General features: G+C 62.2%; 18 protein-coding genes. 8 read left to right on the top strand and 10 right to left on the bottom strand.

The window, feature by feature from the left end; genetic code table 11:
* The first annotated feature begins 759 nt into the window (after window positions 1–759).
* The 6 genes from LOC54_RS06925 (at window position 760) to LOC54_RS06950 (ending at window position 7,385) form a co-directional block, all read left to right on the top strand.
* Window positions 760–1,203, top strand: a complete 444-nt coding sequence (locus LOC54_RS06925; protein ID WP_279313094.1) for a hypothetical protein — start codon at window positions 760–762, stop codon at window positions 1,201–1,203.
* A 308-nt stretch (window positions 1,204–1,511) separates the two neighbouring features.
* Entirely contained in the window at window positions 1,512–3,542 is a 2,031-nt protein-coding gene (locus LOC54_RS06930) for a DEAD/DEAH box helicase (protein ID WP_408740313.1), read from the top strand.
* Window positions 3,543–3,548: 6 nt separating this feature from the next.
* Window positions 3,549–4,925, top strand: coding sequence for a class I SAM-dependent RNA methyltransferase (locus LOC54_RS06935; RefSeq protein ID WP_279313096.1), 1,377 nt, complete (start codon window positions 3,549–3,551; stop codon window positions 4,923–4,925).
* Window positions 4,926–5,010: 85 nt separating this feature from the next.
* Entirely contained in the window at window positions 5,011–5,682 is a 672-nt protein-coding gene (locus tag LOC54_RS06940; protein WP_279313097.1) for a nucleoside triphosphate hydrolase, read from the top strand.
* An 87-nt stretch (window positions 5,683–5,769) separates the two neighbouring features.
* Window positions 5,770–6,498: a nucleoside triphosphate hydrolase gene (locus tag LOC54_RS06945; protein ID WP_279313098.1), complete on the top strand. Its 729-nt coding sequence runs from the start codon at window positions 5,770–5,772 to the stop codon at window positions 6,496–6,498.
* 131 nt (window positions 6,499–6,629) lie between these two features.
* The gene (locus LOC54_RS06950) at window positions 6,630–7,385 is read left to right on the top strand and encodes a hypothetical protein (RefSeq protein ID WP_279313099.1); all 756 of its coding nucleotides are present in this window, start codon (window positions 6,630–6,632) and stop codon (window positions 7,383–7,385) included.
* Window positions 7,386–7,424: 39 nt separating this feature from the next.
* Here the strand turns inward: LOC54_RS06950 and LOC54_RS06955 are convergent, their stop codons facing one another.
* The 9 genes from LOC54_RS06955 to LOC54_RS06995 form a co-directional block, all read right to left on the bottom strand.
* The gene (locus LOC54_RS06955) at window positions 7,425–7,799 is read right to left on the bottom strand and encodes an iron-sulfur cluster assembly accessory protein (RefSeq protein WP_279313100.1); all 375 of its coding nucleotides are present in this window, start codon (window positions 7,797–7,799) and stop codon (window positions 7,425–7,427) included.
* 26 nt (window positions 7,800–7,825) lie between these two features.
* Window positions 7,826–8,257: an SUF system Fe-S cluster assembly protein gene (locus LOC54_RS06960; protein WP_279313110.1), complete on the bottom strand. Its 432-nt coding sequence runs from the start codon at window positions 8,255–8,257 to the stop codon at window positions 7,826–7,828.
* 7 nt (window positions 8,258–8,264) lie between these two features.
* Entirely contained in the window at window positions 8,265–8,696 is a 432-nt protein-coding gene (gene sufU / locus LOC54_RS06965) for a Fe-S cluster assembly sulfur transfer protein SufU (protein WP_279313101.1), read from the bottom strand.
* 8 nt (window positions 8,697–8,704) lie between these two features.
* Window positions 8,705–9,925 carry a cysteine desulfurase gene (locus LOC54_RS06970; RefSeq protein ID WP_279313102.1) on the bottom strand — a complete coding sequence of 407 codons (1,221 nt, stop codon included), beginning with the start codon at window positions 9,923–9,925 and terminating at the stop codon, window positions 8,705–8,707.
* On the bottom strand, window positions 9,922–11,166 hold the full coding sequence (gene sufD / locus LOC54_RS06975; RefSeq protein ID WP_279313103.1) for a Fe-S cluster assembly protein SufD: 1,245 nt from the start codon (window positions 11,164–11,166) through the stop codon (window positions 9,922–9,924). The genes LOC54_RS06970 and sufD overlap by 4 nt, the downstream gene beginning before the upstream one ends.
* On the bottom strand, window positions 11,163–11,933 hold the full coding sequence (gene sufC / locus LOC54_RS06980) for a Fe-S cluster assembly ATPase SufC (protein WP_279313104.1): 771 nt from the start codon (window positions 11,931–11,933) through the stop codon (window positions 11,163–11,165). Before sufC ends, sufD begins: the two co-directional genes overlap by 4 nt.
* Window positions 11,934–11,951: 18 nt before the next feature.
* Window positions 11,952–13,442: a Fe-S cluster assembly protein SufB gene (sufB, locus tag LOC54_RS06985; RefSeq protein ID WP_279313105.1), complete on the bottom strand. Its 1,491-nt coding sequence runs from the start codon at window positions 13,440–13,442 to the stop codon at window positions 11,952–11,954.
* A gap of 4 nt (window positions 13,443–13,446) precedes the next feature.
* Window positions 13,447–13,926, bottom strand: coding sequence for an SUF system Fe-S cluster assembly regulator (locus tag LOC54_RS06990; RefSeq protein ID WP_279313106.1), 480 nt, complete (start codon window positions 13,924–13,926; stop codon window positions 13,447–13,449).
* A 153-nt stretch (window positions 13,927–14,079) separates the two neighbouring features.
* Window positions 14,080–15,372 carry a DUF445 domain-containing protein gene (locus LOC54_RS06995; protein WP_279313107.1) on the bottom strand — a complete coding sequence of 431 codons (1,293 nt, stop codon included), beginning with the start codon at window positions 15,370–15,372 and terminating at the stop codon, window positions 14,080–14,082.
* Between the two features lie 158 nt (window positions 15,373–15,530).
* On the opposite strand from LOC54_RS06995, the gene LOC54_RS07000 reads away from it, so the two are divergent.
* Window positions 15,531–18,395, top strand: a complete 2,865-nt coding sequence (locus LOC54_RS07000) for a phosphoenolpyruvate carboxylase (protein WP_279313108.1) — start codon at window positions 15,531–15,533, stop codon at window positions 18,393–18,395.
* Window positions 18,396–18,475: 80 nt separating this feature from the next.
* The gene (locus LOC54_RS07005) at window positions 18,476–19,276 is read left to right on the top strand and encodes an exodeoxyribonuclease III (protein WP_279313111.1); all 801 of its coding nucleotides are present in this window, start codon (window positions 18,476–18,478) and stop codon (window positions 19,274–19,276) included.
* Between the two features lie 14 nt (window positions 19,277–19,290).
* Here LOC54_RS07005 and LOC54_RS07010 read toward each other — a convergent pair whose 3' ends face one another.
* A complete protein-coding gene (locus LOC54_RS07010; protein ID WP_279313109.1) occupies window positions 19,291–19,863 on the bottom strand; it encodes a hypothetical protein in 573 nt (190 codons plus the stop codon).
* Between the last annotated feature and the right edge of the window lie 123 nt (window positions 19,864–19,986).

Genomic DNA, 19,986 nt, shown 5'->3' on the forward strand with positions numbered 1-19,986 from the left:
CCACAGGTCTCCGTAAAGACCAGCGTTGAATCACGTCCAAGCCAGTCTGAGAAGATCTTTTGTCAACAGAACCTAAAGAAATCAAATATGAGTCAGGGCATCCCAGAGTTGGTAGAACATGTCGCCTGACCGCACGCTCCACAGCCCGTCCGGCATTCTCCATCAGAGCCAGAACCGGAACACTCCGCGCCATAAAACGATCGATCTCCGTCATTTCTGACGGATCAGGGAGAGCAAGCTCCAGAGGATATGCAGTCATCAGCAACTTCCGGGCCAGATGGACGAAGACCGGAATATTCCAGATTTTCAGAGAATATGATAATTAGGGGCGTTTCCTCAGATAGGAAGTATCAGAAACGCATACTTCTATATACGAAGTATTTTTATATTTATAATTTAATATATAAAAACTAACAAAATAACAACATATATAAAATATAAATATTTTATTTAATATTATTTTTACAATAATTATAATTTATTTGCTTATTTTTATAAAAAATAAAGAAACGCTGGTGATATGTTATTTATATACCCCTCACTATGATTTCCGTCATCTCCCTGATCATGTCCTGCATCTGCATCTGCATCGACATAATGCGCCGGAAACAGTTCCGCGAATGGTACATGCAGGCAATACACACATGGTAGCTGCCTCGCGTCCGTGATGTCAGACATTCTGCCATCATGGCTTGGCGCGAAACCGGATGCCGGATAAACCGGTCCGCGTTTTCTGTCTGTATTCCCGCCGGAGTTCCCATGCACATCCTCTGGAGCCTTGTCCTGACGCTGCACATCGCCGGAATCACGGCCTGGGTGGGCGGCGCGCTCTACAGCAGCCTGATCCTGCCGCCAAGCCTGACCCTTCTGGACAAGACACAGCGCACGTCTGTCATGCTCCAGGCCCTGCGCCGCTATTTCCGCATGTCCGGACATGTCGTCCCGGCCGTGCTGGTATCGGGCTGGCTCATGATCCTGCATGAAGGCGGATTCGCCGTGATGCCCTGGACCGTCAACGCCATGCAAGCACTTGCGCTCGTAATGGCTTTCCTGACATTCCGCGCATTCAGCGGCCCCTATCAGAAAGCCCGGCGTGCCATGCGCCCCGGTCAGGAAACCCTAGACTCCCTGCGGCTGCAGATTCTCGGCCTCAGCGCACTTGGAGTTGTAACAATTCTCACGGCCGCACTCGGACATTTCTGAAGCCGGTGTTTCTCAGGCAAAGACACCGCCTTATGCACAACGGACGATACCGACTGTCACACGGCATTGCGCGGTTAAGCTTGATTTTCCCCCCGGAACCTCCTACCGACAGGCTCGCCGGATGGTGTCCGCGGCAGCACCGGTCGTCCGACCTGTAAAGCCGCGCATCCGTCCCTTTTGTTTCAGCCAGAACAGAGAGCACATTGAGTCCCAGAGCCACCTCCCCCTCCGCCCGCAAGCCCCGCGCCGCAACCCCCCGCACCCGCAAGACCGCGACATCCGCGAAGACGAAGGTTGCAGGAGATGTGGTGCAGGATGACGTGGCTGCGGATGAGGCAGAGCCGGAAAAAACGGCTCCTGTCCGCAAAAGGACCAGAAAGACAGTCGCTCCGGCAGAGGCTGCGGAAGAGGTAAAGACAGTAAAACCAGCACGACGCCGCACGACGCGTAAAACCGCTGAGACGGAAGAGACAGCCGCAGAGGCAAAGCCGGTCCGGAAACGCGCCACCCGTAAGAAAGCGGATAAGGACGAGACCGCCGCAGCACCGGCAGCAGAAGACATCACGACGGAAGAGGCTCCGGTCCGCCGGACGCGCAAGGCCGCCTCTTCGGAAGAGACCCCGGCAAAGCGCACGACCACACGCCGGAAAAAGGCAGAGCCCCCCGAGGAAGCCCCTCAGGAAGAAAACACACCTGCACCGCAGACGGCCCACACAGGAACGGAAGAGCCGCATATCCCGGGCAGCCTGGCCGGCGAGGTCCTTCCCGAAGCACAGACATCCCCGGACGCCCCCGCCGCTGCAGAAGAAGAGGCCCGGCCACTCTTCGCCGATCTCGGCCTGTCCGAACCGCTCCTGCGCGCCATCACCGACAAGGGCTACGTCCATCCCACCCCGATCCAGGCACAGGCGATCCCGCATGTCCTGCGCGGGCAGGACGTGCTCGGCGTGGCGCAGACGGGCACGGGCAAGACAGCCTCCTTCACGCTGCCGATGCTCGAGATCCTGTCCGACTCCCGCGCCCGCGCCCGCATGCCGCGCTCCCTGATTCTGGAGCCGACGCGTGAACTGGCGCTGCAGGTCGCGGAAAATTTCGTCGATTACGGCAAGCATCTGAAGCTGACCCACGCCTTGCTGATCGGCGGTGAGAGCATGGCCGAGCAGAAGGAAGTGCTCAGCCGCGGCGTGGACGTTCTGATCGCCACGCCCGGCCGTCTGATCGACCTGTTCGACCGCGGCGGACTTCTGCTGACACAGACGAAAACTCTGGTCATCGATGAAGCAGACCGGATGCTCGATATGGGCTTTATCCCCGATATCGAGCGCATCGTCTCCCTGCTGCCGCCCAATCGTCAGACGCTGTTCTTCTCAGCCACGATGGCCCCGGAAATCCGCCGTCTGGCCGACGCCTTCCTGCGTATGCCGGTCGAAATCACCGTAAGCCGCCCTTCCACCGTGGCCCGGACGATCGAAACCGGGCTGCTGATCGTGGAAGAGCGCGACAAGCGCCGCGCCCTGCGCCGTATGCTGCGCGCGCCGGACATGCAGAACGCCATTGTATTCTGCAACCGGAAAAAGGATGTGGATGTCCTCTTCCGCTCGTTGAAAAAGCACGGTTTTGCGGTCGGAGCGCTGCACGGCGATCTGCCGCAGTCCGTACGCTTCGCCACGCTTGAACAGTTCAAGTCCGGCGAGCTGAAAATCCTGGTCTGCTCCGATGTCGCCGCGCGCGGAATCGATATCGGCGGCGAAGGGCTTTCCCACGTCTTCAATTTCGACCTTCCGTTCCACGCGGAGGACTATGTCCACCGCATCGGTCGCACGGGTCGTGCAGGGCGGGAAGGACGCGCGCTCAGCCTTGCAACACCGGAAGATCGTGGTCTCGCGGAAGCGATCACGAAACTGACGGGCGAGGAGATTCCGCTGATCCACGTGGATGGCGTGGAGTCGCGTGCGTGGTCTGAAGAGGAAAGCCCGCGCGGCGGCCGTGACCGCAAACGTCGCGGACGCAAGGGACGCGACAACCGGTCGGATGCTCAGGCCTCCCCTGAAGCCGCTCCTGCCGAGACTGCCCCCGCGCCGCAGGACACCCGCCGCAAGGAGCCGCGTCGCGATGGCCGGAACGGCGGACAGAGAAACGAGCGACGGGATGACAGGCAGGACGACCGTCAGGACAGACGACGGGACCGGGACTGGCGGGACAGCAATACCCCCGCAGACGCACCGGTCACCAGCGTGACAGGCTTCGGAGAAGACATTCCCGCCTTCATGAATCTGCCACGCCGCGAATATCGCTCTCTGCCCGCAGATACAGCCGACTCCTCCTCCGACCTCGCCTGACCGGTCGTGAGACGGCCTCCGGCCCGACGGACCCGCAGCCACGGGCACCGTCCGCCCCGGCGCGACTCCGCGTCTGAGGAAGCAGTGTCGGGGCAGCCCCCCGAGGAGTTCCACGTCACGGCCCTGGGCCAGGCAGGCGATGGTCTGGCCCGGCCCGGCAATCCAGCCGACGGGGGAAAAGCGGTTTTCATACCCTTCGCACTTCCCGGAGAGACGGTCCTGGCCCGCAGGACCGGGAACAACCGCGCTGAACTGACCGAAATCCTGACCCCCTCACCGGACCGGATCACTCCGGTCTGCGGGCTTTACGGCACCTGCGGCGGCTGCAGGATGCAGCACCTCGCACCGCAGCACGTTGCCGCATGGAAGAGGGATATCGTTCTCGCCAGCCTGCACGGAGCCGGTTTCACCGATCTTCCGGACGCGCGGATCACAACCGTCCCGCCTGCCACACGCAGGCGCGCGGACCTCGCGCTGCGTCGGACGGAAACCGGCGTGCTCATCGGCCTGCACCGCAGAGGCGGCCTCCCGGCCGATCTCACGGAATGTCACGTCCTGCACTCGCAGATCATGCAGCTTCTGCCCGCACTGCGCGAAACCTGCGTACGACTCGACGCACTGGGAAAATCCGGAGACCTGCTGATCACCCTGACGGACACAGGCACGGATCTCCTGCTGTCCACGGATCGCCCCCTGACGGCACCGGACCGCACCAGACTCGCCACTCTGGCGGCAAATAACGGAATCGCCCGGATCAGCCACAGACCGGCCGGACAGATGACACCGCCGGAAACGGCCGTGCAGGAAACACCGCCTGTCCTCGCCTTCGGAGACGGCCCGCCCGTCAGACTCCCGCCCGGTGCCTTCCTCCAGGCCAGCCGGGACGGAGAAAACGCCATCCGCACGGCCATTCTCTCCGCCCTGCCGCCCTCACCGGGCCGGAAAGCGAAGATCACGGAACTCTATGCCGGATGCGGCAGCTTCACCTTCGCCCTGTCCGGACAGGCCAGAGTCGAGGCCTGGGAAGGCGCAGCCCCCGCAGCAGAGGCCCTCAGACACGCCGCGGGCGGTCTGCGGATCGCGGTCCGTCAGCAGGATCTGAACCGTCAGCCCGTTTCCGGCACGGACCTGTCCGGAACACTCGCCGTCGTGCTGGATCCTCCCCACATGGGCGCAGGCGCACAGATGCGCCTGATCGCTCAGGCCCGCCCCGAAACCGTCATCTATGTCAGCTGCAATCCCCAGGCCCTGAGCGGTGATGCCCGCCTGCTGCACGCGGCAGGCTACACGGTCAGCGCCATCGATGTGATCGATCAGTTTCTCTGGTCAGCCGAGGTGGAAGCAGTCATCCGCTTCTCCGCTCCCCGGCGCCGCAGTCACTGAGCTCAGGCCAGTCATGCCTTTACAAACGCGGCATTAATTCCCATCAGACCGCTGACCACACTGCAACAGGAGGAATGGCGAGAACATGCTGATCGCAATCGTGGGCTCCGACGGGGCTGGTAAATCAACCGTCGGAAGCCAGCTGCTCACATGGCTGCAGACGCAGGGACCGGCCGAACTGTGCCATCTCGGCAAGCAGTCCGGCAACCTCGCGCGCTCTGTTGCCCGTCTCCCGCTCATGGGAAAGAAACTCAATCACACGATCAGAAAAAAAGAGGAAAAAGCCCTCAGCACGCGCGGCCCGGGTATCCCGGAAGCCCTGGTGATCTATGCCTTCACCCTCCGCCGCCTGTTCCGTTTCATGCGGATGCAGCGCCTGCGGAATAAAGGGATCACCATCCTGGCCGACCGTTTTCCGCAGATATCGGTGCCTGATGCCATCGACGGCCCCGGATTCGGTCGGCTCCGCAAGGATCATGCCCTCGCCAGAATTCTTGCCGGAATTGAAGACCGTCAGTTCCGCTGGATGACCCGCCACGCCCCGGACCTCGTGCTCCGGCTGAATGTGGATGCAGACACCGCCATCGCCCGCAAGCCGGACCATTCGCCGGACTCCCTCGCCAGAAAGATCGACGGGATCTCCCGCATCACCTTCGGCACGGCCCCGATCGTGGAAATCGATGCCACGCGTCCGCTGGAAGATGTCGTGGACGCCGCAAAGACGGCCATCTCCCGGGCCATGGCCCGTCAGAACTGAAGCCGCACTCCGCGTCACACCATTGACGCATGAGGAGCACGGGAGATATCCCGTGCCTCCCTCCCCGAAAAAGGCATCGGTACAGTCATGACGTCTGCCCCGCGACACACTCTCCCCGGCGTAATTGCCATCGTCGGCAGCGACGGCGCAGGAAAATCCACACTCGCAGCCGGCCTGACAGACGCCCTGTCGCAGGAGCGGACCACGATCTTCATGTATCTGGGTCAGGATTCCGGCAATATCCTCAAAGCCATCCTCCGCATCCCGCTCATCGGCAGCGCCCTTGGCCGGTTCCTGAAAAAACGCAGCGGCCGCGCCCATGCAGAAGAGAAAAAACCCGCAGCACCGGACGCCCTGACCGCAACGGTCATCTTTCTGCTGTCCGTCTGGCGCTGGGTGAAATTCCGCAAGATGCTCCGCCTGTCCCGCAGCGGCACGCTCATCATCACGGACCGCTATCCCCAGGCTGAAATACAGGGTTTCTATTTCGACGGCCCCGGCCTGTCCCGCACCGCCGCCACATCCGCCTTCACCCGCGCACTCGCCACTCTCGAAGCCCGACTGTACGAACGTATGTCCCGCTTCATCCCGGCTCTGGTCATCCGCATCAACGTCTCCGCGGAACTGGCCTATGCCCGCAAGCCGGATCACAGACTGTCCTCACTGCAGGACAAGACACGCCTGATCCCTGCCCTGACATTCAACGGCGCGCATATCCTCGATCTCGACGGCTCCGAGCCTCTCAGTGATGTGTTGAAAGACGCCCTCGCCGGGGTTCGGACCGCCCTGAAACAGGGTCCCGACCACACGTCATAAGCGCAACGGCTGAGCAATCTCGCCGGGACAGCCCTGGCAAACGTTGATTTTCTGCCTGGAATGTATCAATTATTGCATTCTCTTTAAAAGAAGATGTTCATTTTCTTACAACCGGTGGGGAACGCAGAACTATGGACGCTGGCGAGCTGCTGCAGGATCGGGTTGCATCGTGGTTTCCAGCAACGGACACCGTCGGCACGCTGTGCGGTGTCATCGCCGTCGTCGGCTGCGACGGTTCCGGCAAGACGAGACTCGCTCATGATCTGGTCGCCCGGCTGAACAGAACACGTCCTTCCGAACGCCGCTACATGGGCCTAGTTTCCGGAGAAACCGGAGACAGGATCAAAAAACTGCCGGTGATCGGCACGTGGCTGGAAAACTATCTCGCCCGCAAGGTCCGCCGCGCCCAGGATATGAAAAAGAAAGTCCCAGGCCCCTTCTCCGCCGTGGTGATGTATCTGTTCTCGCTCTGGCGCCAGTTCCAGCTCCGTCGCGTGATCAGAGCCTCAGGAAACGGCACGCTGATCATCGCGGAACGCTACCCCCAGGCCGAAGTCCCCGGCTTTCATTATGACGGCCCCGGCCTTGACGTGAACCGCTCGGACAACCGCCTGGTGCAGTCCCTCGCCCGCCGGGAACAGAAACTCTACGACTGGATGTCGGAGCAGAAACCCGGCCTCATCATCCGCCTGAACGTGGATCCGGTAACGGCGCATATGCGCAAGCCTGACCATCCGCTGCAGGAACTGCGCGACAAGACCCGCGCCCTGACCGGTATGCAGTACAAAGGGGCACGGATCTACGATATCGACGCAGGCCAGCCCTACCAGGCCGTGCTGGATGAAGCCGTCAGAATCGCGGAACGCTACAGCGCGGCAAACCGGTAAATCTCCGGGCGGACGACCGCACCGGAGGCGGAAACTCTCTCAGACGTGAAAGCTCTGGCCGCAGCCGCAGCGGCCCTTCTCGTTCGGGTTGCTGAACACGAATCCCGATTCGAGTTCCCCGCTCCGGAAATCCATCTCCGTGCCGATCAGAAACAGGGTCGCCTTGCGATCCACGAGAATCTTCACTCCCCGGTCCGTCACAAGCTCGTCCCCGGCTTCCGGCTCCCCGACAAACTCCATGTCATAGGCCTTGCCGGAGCAGCCTTTCGTCGTCACGGAAATACGCAGCAGACGCCCCGCCTGCTCCGAGTCGTATAACGTCTGCAACCGCGCCGCAGCCGCCTCGGACAGCGTCATCAACGGCGGCAGTTCCCGCACCGGGCGGGGTGAGGCGACAGGAGCCTGTGTGGTCATTGATCGTCTCCTTCTGACTGCAGATATCAGAACATATTCAGCGCCAGCCGCGCCTCATCACTCATGCGTGACATATCCCACGGCGGATCCCACACCACATCCACTTCCGCAGATGTCACGCAGTCCACCTTCTCAACCGCCTCCTTCACCTGAGCCGGAAGCTCCTGCGCGCTCGGGCAGTTGGGCGCGGTCAGCGTCATCTCAACCCTCACTCGGCCATCCTCGTGCAGGTCGATGGCATAGATCAGACCCAGCTCGTAGATATTGACCGGGATCTCCGGATCATGAACCGTCGCGATCGCCTCGATCACGGCATCCTCGGACGGCACGCCGGAGGTGGCGGCAGGGGCCTCCTCCCCGTCAGGCGTCCAGTGCGAAACCCCGGCCTTCGGTGCATCCGCCGGCGTCTCATCCGCCTGAAAGGTCCGGGCAGTTCCCCCGACCTTGTCAGACGACATTACGGTTTCATGATCTGGCGTCACTGAGCGCCTCCTTCAGAGCGGTCCATGGCAGGGTGGCACAGCCAATCCGGGCACGGTGCTGCCGGAGAGGAAAAAAAACACGGAAAGCGTCGGGCATGTCGTCAGCAGCCGGAACCGTCCCGTCACTGAACATGTCGGTAAAGACCTGCCCGGCCGCAAGGGCCTCGTCACGATTCCACCCCGTAACCAGACCGGCCAGCAGATCCGCAGAAGCAATACAGACCGCACAGCCCCGCGTCTGATGCGCCAGCGCGTCGATCCGCAGGCCCTCGCATTTCAGACTGAGACGGACACGATCACCGCAGACAGGATTGCGTCCCTCCCCACGAACCGTCACATCAGCCAGATCCCCCGCATAAAGCGGAGACTTCGCCCGGCTGATGATCAGATCACTGTAAAGACCGTCCGTCTCCATCCCGCCCCCTACACCAGCATGTCGCGGATACGCACGAGCGTACCAGCCAGGAGATCGATCTCCTCCCGCGTGGTGTAGGCGGCAAAACTCGCACGCGCCGTGGCCGTCAGGCCCAGACGACGGATCAGCGGCTCCGCACAGTGCTGCCCGGCACGTATGGCAATGCCATTGCGATCTAAAAGCGTCGCCATGTCATGCGGATGCACGTCATCCATCACGAAGGAAAAAACGCCTCCCTTATCCGCAGGGCGCCCGATCAGCCTCAGCCCCGGAACCTCAGGCAGCACCTTCAGCGCATGATCCGTAAGCACCTTCTCATGCGCCGTGATGGCATCAAACCCGACAGACTCCACCCAGTCGATTGCCGCCCCCAGACCGATAATCTCCACAATCGCGGGCGTACCGGCCTCGAATTTATACGGCACCTGTGCCCATGTGGATTTTTCGAAACTGACCGTGGAAATCATATCCCCGCCACCCTGATAGGGCGGCATGGACTCCAGAATCTCCCGATGCGCCCACAGCACACCGACACCGCTCGGCCCGTAAAGCTTATGTCCCGTAAAGACATAGAAATCGGCACCGGTTTCCTGAACATCCACCTTGCGGTGCACGATCGCCTGGCTGCCGTCCACCAGGATCCTCGCCCCGGCCGCATGCGCCATATCCGCCACGCGTCGCACGTCAACCAGACCACCCAGCACGTTGGACATATGCGTCACGGCCACGAGCGCAACCCGGCCATCCTCCAGCAGACGACCCAGAGCCTCAAAGTCCAGCTCCCCGTCATCCGTCACAGGCGCAACGCGGAGCTCGATCCCGGCCCGGTCCCGCAGCATCTGCCAGGGTACGAGATTGGCATGGTGCTCCATTTCGGAAATCACCACAGCCTGACCCGGTTTCAGAAGAGAGCCGTAACTCGTCGCCACCAGATTGATGGCCTCGGTCGTATTGCGCGTGAAGATGATCTCCTCACGCGCCGGAGCATTCAGAAAGGACGCCACACGGCTGCGCGCCGCCTCACAGGCCTCGGTCGCCCGCTCGCTCATCCAGTGCAGACCACGATGCACATTGGCATACTGCGTCCGCATGGTCTCAACCATGCTGTCAATCACGGCAGCCGGCTTCTGCGCGGAAGCCGCCGAATCAAGAAAAACCAGATCCTTTCCGTGCACTTTCTCCGACAGAATCGGAAACTGAGCCCGGATGACGTTCACATCGAACGTCATGATACGGCCCCGATCCGCTTCGCCAGAGCCTGCTGCAGAACGCCCTGCAGCGCATCACGAGCCGCCTCGTCCGTCACCAGATCCAGAACCTCCTCAAGAAAGGCACTGATCAGGATCTGCCGGGCCTCAGCCCCCGGAATACCGCGACTGCACAGATAGAACAGCTGATCCGCATCCAGAGCACCGACCGTCGCGCCATGGCTGCACTTCACGTCATCCGCGTAAATCTCCAGCTCCGGCTTGGCATCCATCTCAGCCGTCTCAGACACGAGAAGCGCCTGATTCATCTGATAGCCATCGGTCTTCTGGGCAATCCGCTCCACAAACACCTTGCCCTGGAACACACCCCTGGCATGACCGCCAAGAACGTTACGGACCGTCTGTCTCGAGATGCAGTCCGGCGCGGCATGTCTGATCACGCTGGTGATATCACCCGTCTGACGCTCCGTAAGGAGCTGCGCGCCGTTGATATGCACCGCCGCCTTCGCCCCGCCCAGCACCGAACGGACTTCATGCCGGGACAGAACCCCGCCAAGCCCGAGCGTGAAACTGTCATAGGACCCGCCTTCAGCAACCGCCACACGCACGGCAGCCATATGCACCGCCTGCGCATCTTCCTGCTGCAGCTTCGTATGAACGACATGCGCGCGCGGAGAAACATCGCAGAACAGAACGGGATTGTTCAGATACGCCCCCTCTCCCGCCGCAATCTCCGTCAGCGTGACGGACGCACCATCCCCGGCACGCACGCGCAGACGCGGATGAAAGGACGTATCGGTCCCGAAAGACAGAGACAGGACAACAAACGATCCCGCATCCGTATCACGGTCCACCTCAAGAACGGTCACGTCACGATACAGCGCATCATTCAGCAGCAGAAACGGCATGTCACCGTCCTCCTGCACCGCGTCCGTCGCATCCGTACGGATATGCACACCAGCCTGATCAGGATATTTCGAATGTTCGCGGGAAAATACACCGTTGACGAACACCACAAGCGGCTGCCCGGCCAGCGGCCCGTCAACCGGAACACTCCGCATGATCAGCGCCCGCACCGCATCCGCGGACGGAGCCTCCGGCGGAGCCGTAAACGAACGGCCCGTCAGAGGGCGCAGGGAGGTGTAAAGAAAAGCCTCCGTCTTCGGCCCCGGAAGACCGATCCGCTCCAGCGCAAGAGCAGCATCCCTTGCAGCACCGGAGGTTTTCTCAAGCTGCTGCGCAAAGGCGGCGGGGGCGCTCATGCCGCATCCGCCAGAAACGCCGCATATCCCTCCTGGTCAATCTTCTCCGCCAGTTCAGGACCACCACTGTGAACGATCCGGCCGTTCGCCATAACGTGAATCCGGTCCGGAGAGAGATAGTCCAGAAGCCGCTTGTGATGCGTAATGACAAGCGCGGAAAATTCCGGCCCGCGAAGCCTGTTGACGCCATCGGCAACAATCCGGAGCGCATCCACGTCAAGCCCGCTGTCCGTCTCGTCCAGAACCGCAAAGGACGGCTGCAGCAGCGTCATCTGCAGCACCTCGTTGCGCTTCTTCTCGCCTCCGGAGAAGCCGACATTCACATTACGCTTGAGCATCTCATCCGACATGGACAGCGATTTCGTCGCCGCGCGCACGGCCTTGAGGAACGCGACCGCATCCATCTCCGGCTCGCCACGCGCACGCCGCACCGCATTGACCGCCGTACGGAGAAAATTCGCGTTGTTCACACCGGGAAGCTCAACCGGAGCCTGGAACGCCAGAAAAATACCGGCCGCCGCACGCTCGTCCGGCTCCAGCTCCAGAAGGTCCTTTCCTTTGAACGCCACGCTGCCGGAGGTGATCTCATAATCCTCCCGACCGGCCAGCGCATAGGCCAGAGTGGATTTACCGCAGCCGTTCGGCCCCATGACGACATGAAGCTCACCCGCCGGGATCGTCATATCCACGCCACGAAGGATTTCCTTCGCACCGCCATCGGTTTCAATACTGGCATGCAGCCCGGAAATTTTCAGAAAATCGCTCATATGATCCGAACCCGTCCTTTAACCCACACTGCCTTCAAGGCTGATCTGAAGCAGCTTCTGCGCCTCAACGGCAAACTCCATCGGCAGCTCCTTGAGAACCTCCCGGCAGAACCCGTTGACAATCAGTCCGACAGCATCCTCTTCGGAAAGACCACGACTGCGGCAGTAAAAAAGCTGATCCTCTGAAATACGCGATGTCGTCGCCTCATGCTCGACCCGCGCGCTCATGTTCCTGTTCTCGATATACGGAACCGTATGCGCGCCGCACTGATCACCGATCAGCAGACTGTCGCATTGCGTGAAGTTCCGTGCGCCGGAAGCCTTCGGCATCATCCGCACAAGCCCGCGATAGGTGCTGTCCGACTTACCGGCGCTGATGGTCTTGGCAATGATCGTCGAACGCGTGTTACGGCCCAGATGAATCATCTTCGTGCCGGTATCGGCCTGCTGATGATTGTTCGTCACCGCAACGGAATAGAACTCACCGACCGATCCCTCACCCTGCAGAATGCAGGACGGATATTTCCAGGTAATGGCTGATCCGGTCTCGACCTGCGTCCAGGAAATCCGGGACCGCGCCCCGCGGCACGCGCCGCGCTTGGTCACGAAGTTATAGATCCCGCCCTTGCCGTTCTCATCACCCGGATACCAGTTCTGAACCGTCGAGTATTTGATGGAGGCATCCTGCATCGCAACCAGTTCGACCACCGCCGCATGAAGCTGGTTCTCATCACGCATCGGCGCGGTGCAGCCCTCAAGATACGACACCGAAGCCCCATCCTCGACAATGATCAGCGTCCGCTCGAACTGCCCCGTATTGCGCGCATTGATTCGGAAATAGGTGGACAGCTCCATCGGGCAGCGCACGCCCTTCGGCACAAACACGAAAGACCCGTCGGTAAATACCGCCGAATTCAGCGCCGCAAAAAAATTGTCACCCGCCGGAACCACACTGCCCAGATACTGCCGGACCAGATCGGGATAATCCCGCACGGCCTCGGAAATCGGGCAGAAAATCACGCCCGCCTTGCTCAGCGTCTCACGGAAGGTCGTGGCAACGGACACACTGTCGAACACGGCATCCACAGCCACGGGAAGGCGCTCCTCCGCCCCCTCCTCAGGCTCGACACCGGCAAGAATCGCCTGCTCATGCAGCGGAATGCCGAGCTTGGCATAGGTCTTCAGAAGCTCCGGATCGACCTCATCAAGCGACTTCGGACCCGGCTGCTTCTTTGGCGCGGCATAATAATGCACGTCCTGATAGTCGATCGGCGGATAGGCGACCTTCGCCCACTGAGGCTCCTTCATGCTCAGCCAGGCGCGAAAAGCCGCCAGACGCCACTCCAGAAGCCACTCCGGCTCTTCCTTACGGGCCGAGATCAGCCGGATCGTATCCTCATTGAGACCCTTCGGAGCGATATCCATCTCGATATCGGTCTCAAACCCCCACTTGTAGGAAGACTGACCAAGCTTCTCGATCTGTTCGCGGGTTTCCGTGACTGCCGGCATCGTCCTATCCTCCCAGAACCGCAGCACCCGGCGCGGCACTCTCCGGACCCCGGCGCACCCCCGCAGACAGACCACCCGCACCGTCCGGTGCTCCGCGTGTCATATCCGCCAGACTGATTGCCTCAAGGGTCGCTCGTATCGCGTCGTTCACCACGTCCCACTTTCCTTTCAGAGAACAGCCGCTGGTACAGCCGCAGTCTCCGCCATCCACACAGGCCGTCACCATCACCGGACCATCCACCGCCGCAATCACACGGGCGATCGATATGTCCTTCAGAGGCAGGGCCAGCTCATACCCGCCACGTGCCCCGCGCCGGGACTGCAGCAGCCCGTCCGCAAGAAGAACCTTCAGAAGCTTGGCAACCGTCGGTTCAGGCAGCCCCGTCTCCTGCGCCAGCGCAGGCGCCGTCACAAGCTCGACATGACGCCCGAGTTCGACCATAGTCACCACAGCGTAGTCAGCGAGCCTGGAAAGCTTGAACATGCACCTTATTCTCCGGATGGGCGGCATAGAGTACCGCTCAGGTCCTGTTTTCGCAGAGATGGGCCAGTCCCTCAGGAAAATCAAGCATAAAACCCGGAGATGTGATGAAACATGATCCATCTTCCCCCGTATGCCCCCGCTCCGGACCCGGCCTCAGGCTCCCGCACCGAACAGCAGGGAAAGCCCCACTGACAGGGCAGCACCCACGATAAACCCGACCAGCGTTCCGTTCACGCGCACATATTGCAGGTCTCTCCCGACGCGCAGTTCTGTCTTGTCCGCCAGAGCCGCCCCGTCCCAGCCCGACACAACCCGCGTGATGAACCCCTCCATCTTCTCCCGGGCATAGGGCAGAACCCGCACGACAAGCCGCCAGGTCATATCCGTCACCCGCGCCCTCATCCCGGAATCGGTGCGAAGCTGCACCGCAATCCGCCGCACACTGTCCTGCACCATTCCGGCCGCCCAGCCGTCAGGCTGCGCAATATCGGCCTCGATCACACCCCGCAGACGCTGCCAGATATCACCGCCCCAGATCAGAACACTCTCATGGGCAAACACCCCGCGCATGGCCGAGGAAATCTCCCCCGCACGCTCCGGATCGGTCTCCATCCGCTCGATCTCGCCACGGACCCAGCGCGTAAACCCCTCCCGCAGGGCAGAATCCTTCGGATCGATCCGGTCCAGCTCCTCGCGCGCCGCTTCGAGAACCTTGGTGGCAATGGACCCGCCGATCGCCCAGCCCACAAACCGCCCGCCCTGCTCGCGCACCCGCTCCTCGATCATCTGCCTCAGCGCAGACTCCCGGGACTGCAGCACATGCTGAAGCTGCCCGAGCATGAACGACAGAACATCCTGATGGCAGTCACCATCCACCAGCGCCCGCAGCCCGCGCGCCATCAACGGCGCAAGCGTATTCCCTCCCAGGATCACAGGCAGCGTCCGGGCAAAGGCCGCGGAAGCCCGCCCGTCCTCCAGCCGCTCCAGACCACCGGGAATCGTGCCGAGCACCGCCCGGGTCAGACCCGCCATCGTCGCGGGATCCTCCAGAATCCCGGCCAGAATCCCCGGAAGATCAATCCCCTCCAGCGCCCGGCCGATCTCCTTTTCCGTAAAGACCTGAGCCGCCACGAACCGGGCCAGAGCACGCCCCATCCGCTCCTTCTGCGCCGGAATGATCGCCGTGTGCGGGATCGGCAGACCCAGCGGATGCCGGAACAGCGCGGTCACGGCAAACCAGTCGGCAATCCCGCCGACAACCCCGGCCTTGCCCCCCGCACGCACCGTCTCCAGAGCCATGTGGGCCGCAGGCTCCAGCCCGCGGAACAGCGGCAGATAGGTCAGAAGGGTCAGACCGGCCATCCCGCCAAGAAGGCCTGTCGCAAGCGTTTTCTGCCGGGCCAGCGCCTGCCGGGCCTGAATATCGGGATCCGTGGGTACCGTCATGTCATCCCCGATAGCATCCCTCCGCCGCATCCCACAATCAGTCAGACCGGCGTCTTCCGGCCCCGCTTCACATCTTCTCCGGGTGCCATAATGTCCGTTGCCTCCCCCGCAGTCTTATGCATAGCCTCGCAGGGTCTGCTTTTCTCACGAGGTGCCGTATGTCTGATTCCGCCCCCGCATCATTCCACAACCAGGACAGTCAGACCCCCGGAATCAATCCGGAAGACGCGGCAGCAGCAGCGGAAACCTCAGATATCGCCCGGCACCTCCTGGCCGGAACCCTGTCACGGACAGACCCCCTGTCCGACGGCGGCACGGAACAGGAAAACGCCATCCTCGCCTGCGTCCACAGAATCGTCGGACTGCTCGATAACGGGCGCCTGACCACCTCGGGCGTAAAGGCGCTCGTCCGCCGCATCCGCGACGAGGCCTGGCTGGAACGCGCCGGACGCCTGCGGAAATTCGTCGGCGGAACCGCCGCAGAGACCACCTCGCGCCGCTTCGAATCCATCGGAGAACGCCTCTCCGGCATCTCCGGATCAGCCGCCTTCCGGGACGCCGTCGAACATATCCGCTACGCCGCCGTCTTTACGGCTCACCCCACCTTCGCCCTCGCGCCGCGCATCTACACGGCCCTGGCCGACGCCGCATCCCGGCCCGCCGGAGCCGTCCCGGCCCCCGCCGCCGAAACACACCGCCGCGAGAAACCGCCCACACTGGATGAGGAATTCTCCCAGGCCCTGGCCGGAATCCTCCGTGGCCGCGCCGCGATCGACCGGCTCAATGAGGTCATCCTCAGCCGCGCCGCCAGCCTGTTCGCAGACGAATGGAGCCGGATCATCCCCCGCTCCGTCATTCTCACGAGCTGGGTGGGATACGACACGGACGGACGCACCGATATCGGCTGGTGGAACTCCATCCATTTCCGGCTGCTGATGAAACTCGCGCAGCTCCGCCGCCTGCTGGACCAGATCAAAAGCAGCGGCGCGGATGCGGCAGCCTTCGAAAAACGGATCGAACGCGCCATCCAGGCCGTCAGCACACAGATCGCACGCTGCCCCGTAAACGCAGATCCGGTCGCAACCTCGGAATTCGCAGACAGCCTGATCGGCCTGCGGGAAGACGCTCTCCTCCGGGCCTCGGACCTCGCGGAAGACCTGGACACCCTCATCAAAGAAGCCCCGTCCGACGATATCCGCATGAAGCTGTGCATCGCCCGCGCCGGGCTGATGTCGCATGGCCTCTCCGCCTCCCACACCCACACACGGCTCAACGCTACGCAGATCCACAACGTCCTGCGCCAGCGCCTGCGCTTTACGGACGACCCGGCAGATCCGGCACACCGCCGCGCCCTGCTCGCCCGCGTGAACGACGCGCTGGAAACCGTGGAATCCGTACCGGTCGATTTCGGCGCCCTGCTTTCCGAACAGGCCTCCGCCGCCCGCCTGATGATGACCATCGCGCAGATCATCAAGCATATCGACACGGAAACCCCGATCCGCTTCCTGATCGCAGAAACCGAAAGCGGCTACACGCTCCTCTCCGCCCTGTGGCTCGCCCGCCACTTCGGAATCGCGGACAAGGTCGAGATCTCCCCGCTGTTCGAAACCCGTGACGCCCTGATGAACGGCGCGAACATCATCGAGGAAGCCCTGCGCTCCCCGAACTGGCGCGACTATCTGCGCGCGACAGGCCGCCTCAGCCTCCAGTTCGGCTATTCCGATTCCGGACGCTACGTCGGACAGCTCGCCTCCACCTATCTCGTGGAGCGCCTGCGTCTGCGCGTCATAGACCTGCTGGCCAAATGGGATCTGGGCGGTGTCGAGGTCATCCTCTTCGACACCCACGGAGAAAGCATCGGCCGCGGCAGCCACCCCTACAGCCTCGCGGACCGGCTGGACTATCTCTCCCCGCCCCGCGCCCGCGCCCGCTTCTCCGAAGCCGGAATCCGCTGCCGTGAGGAAAGCGCCTTCCAGGGCGGAGACGGCTATCTCCTGTTCGGAACTCCGGCCCTGGCAGACGCCACCATCGCCACCATCGCCGAACACGTCTTCTCCCCCCCGGATCGCCGGGACGATCCCGTCTATGATCAACCCGATTTCTCCTCCGACTTCTTCCTCACCATCGCGGACGAGATGGGAGACCTCGTGGAAGACCCGGGCTATGCCGATCTGCTCGGCGCCTTCGGCCCGTCCCTGATCGACAAAACCGGCTCACGCCCCTCCGCGCGCCAGACCGAAGGCGGCGGCGCAACCCCGCGCATCACCCACCCGAGCCAGCTCCGCGCCATCCCGAACAACGCCATCCTCCAGCAGCTCGGCTGGTGCGCCAACCTGCTCCAGGGCCTGGGAGAGGCCACACGTCGCCATCCCGAAACCTTCGAGATGTTCCGCGAGAACAGCCCGCGCTTTCGCATCTCGCTCGATTTCGCCGCCCACGCCCTCGCCCATTCGGACGACCAGGTGCTGCGCAGCGTGATCTGGCTGCTGGACCCGGGATACTGGCTCGACCGGGCCTCCGTGGAGAAAAATCCGGCCCAGCGCGACAGGCTGCTGGCCATCATGCACGATCTGGAAAAGCTTGATTTCTGGGCAGATACCCAGTCCATGTTCCGCCGCATCCAGGCCGATCACCTCGCCCTGCGCGCCGCCTGGCCGGACGCCCCCGTCATGCAGGCCTCCGAACGCCTCCTCCACGCCCTGCGCATCGCCCTGATCGAACGGCTCTGGGTGCTGGCCAGCCGGATCCCGTTCTTCATGCCTCGCGGAAACTTCACCCGCGACGTCATGATGCAGCGCGTGCTGTGCCTGGAAATCCCCGAAGTCCTGGCCGAGCTGGCCGAAGTGTTCCCCAAGGGCACCACCATTCCGGACCTGAACTTCCACGAACCGGCAGGCCCCCAGGCCGATAACGATGCCTACCGCTCGGAACACGAGGAAAGCTTCGAGCCGATGGCCGCAATCTTCAGCATCCTGCGCGAGATCAGTGTCGCCGTGATGCACCATGTCGGCGCCTTCGGATAACGCCGCCTCTCAGGCCCGGAACAGACCCCGTGCCTGATTTACCCTTGCATCACGACATCAGGACCGGCACTCCCCCTTCCATGCGTATCGTGACATGGAACATCAACTCCCTGCGCCTCCGACTGCCGCTGCTGGCAGACATCGCACGGACCCTGACACCGGATGTGATCTGCCTGCAGGAAACAAAGGTACCGGACCCCCTCTTCCCCGCCGAAGGACTGGACAGGCTGGGCTACACGCATCAGCTCCGGCGCGGCATGAAAGGCTATAACGGCGTCGCGATCCTCTCGCGCACCCCGCTCGAAGAGGTGCCGGACACACCCGACTGGTGTGGAAAAGGCGACTGCCGCCACATCGCCGGACGCGTACAGACCTCAGACGGTCCACTGGAAATCCATAATTTCTATGTCCCGGCCGGCGGAGACATTCCCGATACGGAAGAAAATCCGAAATTCGCGCATAAGCTCGCCTTCCTGGAGGAAGCCACTGCCTGGTTCCGGACCCGCAGCATGACCCGGACCGTGCTGGTCGGAGACCTGAACATCGCTCCCCTGGAACACGATGTCTGGAGCCATAAACAGCTCCTCAGCGTCGTCAGCCACACCCCGCCGGAAACGGAACGGCTGGAACACTGGCTGAAGACCGGTTTTACCGACGCCATGCGCCACTTCGTCCCGGCCTCTGAAAAACTCTACACCTGGTGGTCATACAGGAACCGGGACTGGGCCGCCTCAAACCGTGGCCGCCGCCTTGATCACATCTGGGTCACGAAAGACCTCGTCCCGTCCCTGTCCGCCATCTCGGTCATGAAGGACGCCCGCAGCATGGAAAGCCCGTCAGATCACGTGCCTGTCGCTGCGGACTTCACCTTCAGCCCGTAAGAACGGAACCGCTCTCACGCAGAGCGGCGCAACTCCTCCGCCGGGGTCTCGGCAGGATAAGGACCGACCGGACGAAGCTGCATCACCAGAAGCGCTCCTCCGTCAGTATCGCATGCCTCAAGCGGGAGAAGCGCATCCCCCGTGGTCAGCCGCGTATCCGCCCACTCCTGAGCATGCCAGCCGGACAGCGCCTCTCCGCTCAGATGAGCCGTGACAGACGTGCTCTGCCCTCTGCGGAACACCGTAATCTCACCCACGGCAACACCGATACGCCGACGATCATCGGTAAACGGGCCCGTCACGTCACACGGACGGAAAACACCCGAGACAACCCGCACATTCCTCACACCGGACGGAAGCATGAACATGGCATAGCCGTTCACCTCACGCGTCCTGCGGATCACCGTGCCATCCTCACAGACAAGATGCACATCGGAATCCGCCGTCACGGCCGGAGCCGGAAGAACCCGATGCGGCCATTTCTGCCCGGCCCGCGCGGCAATCTTCCGATGCAGGGGCTCAGCAAAGGCACGGCTGACATCCAGAGGTGCGGCGGCATCGTGCTCCCAGCTCAGATCGCGTGACACCGGAACAAGACTGACAACCCGCCCGGAAGACCGGAATGCCCGGCGATTATACCAACCGTTTCTTGATCAGACTCACGGGGTACCCATTGGGCTAAAAATGTGATTCACAGGATGCTGATCATT

Source organism: Acetobacter sp. AN02, from assembly GCF_029759835.1.
In the GTDB taxonomy this organism is placed as follows: Bacteria; Pseudomonadota; Alphaproteobacteria; order Acetobacterales; family Acetobacteraceae; genus Acetobacter.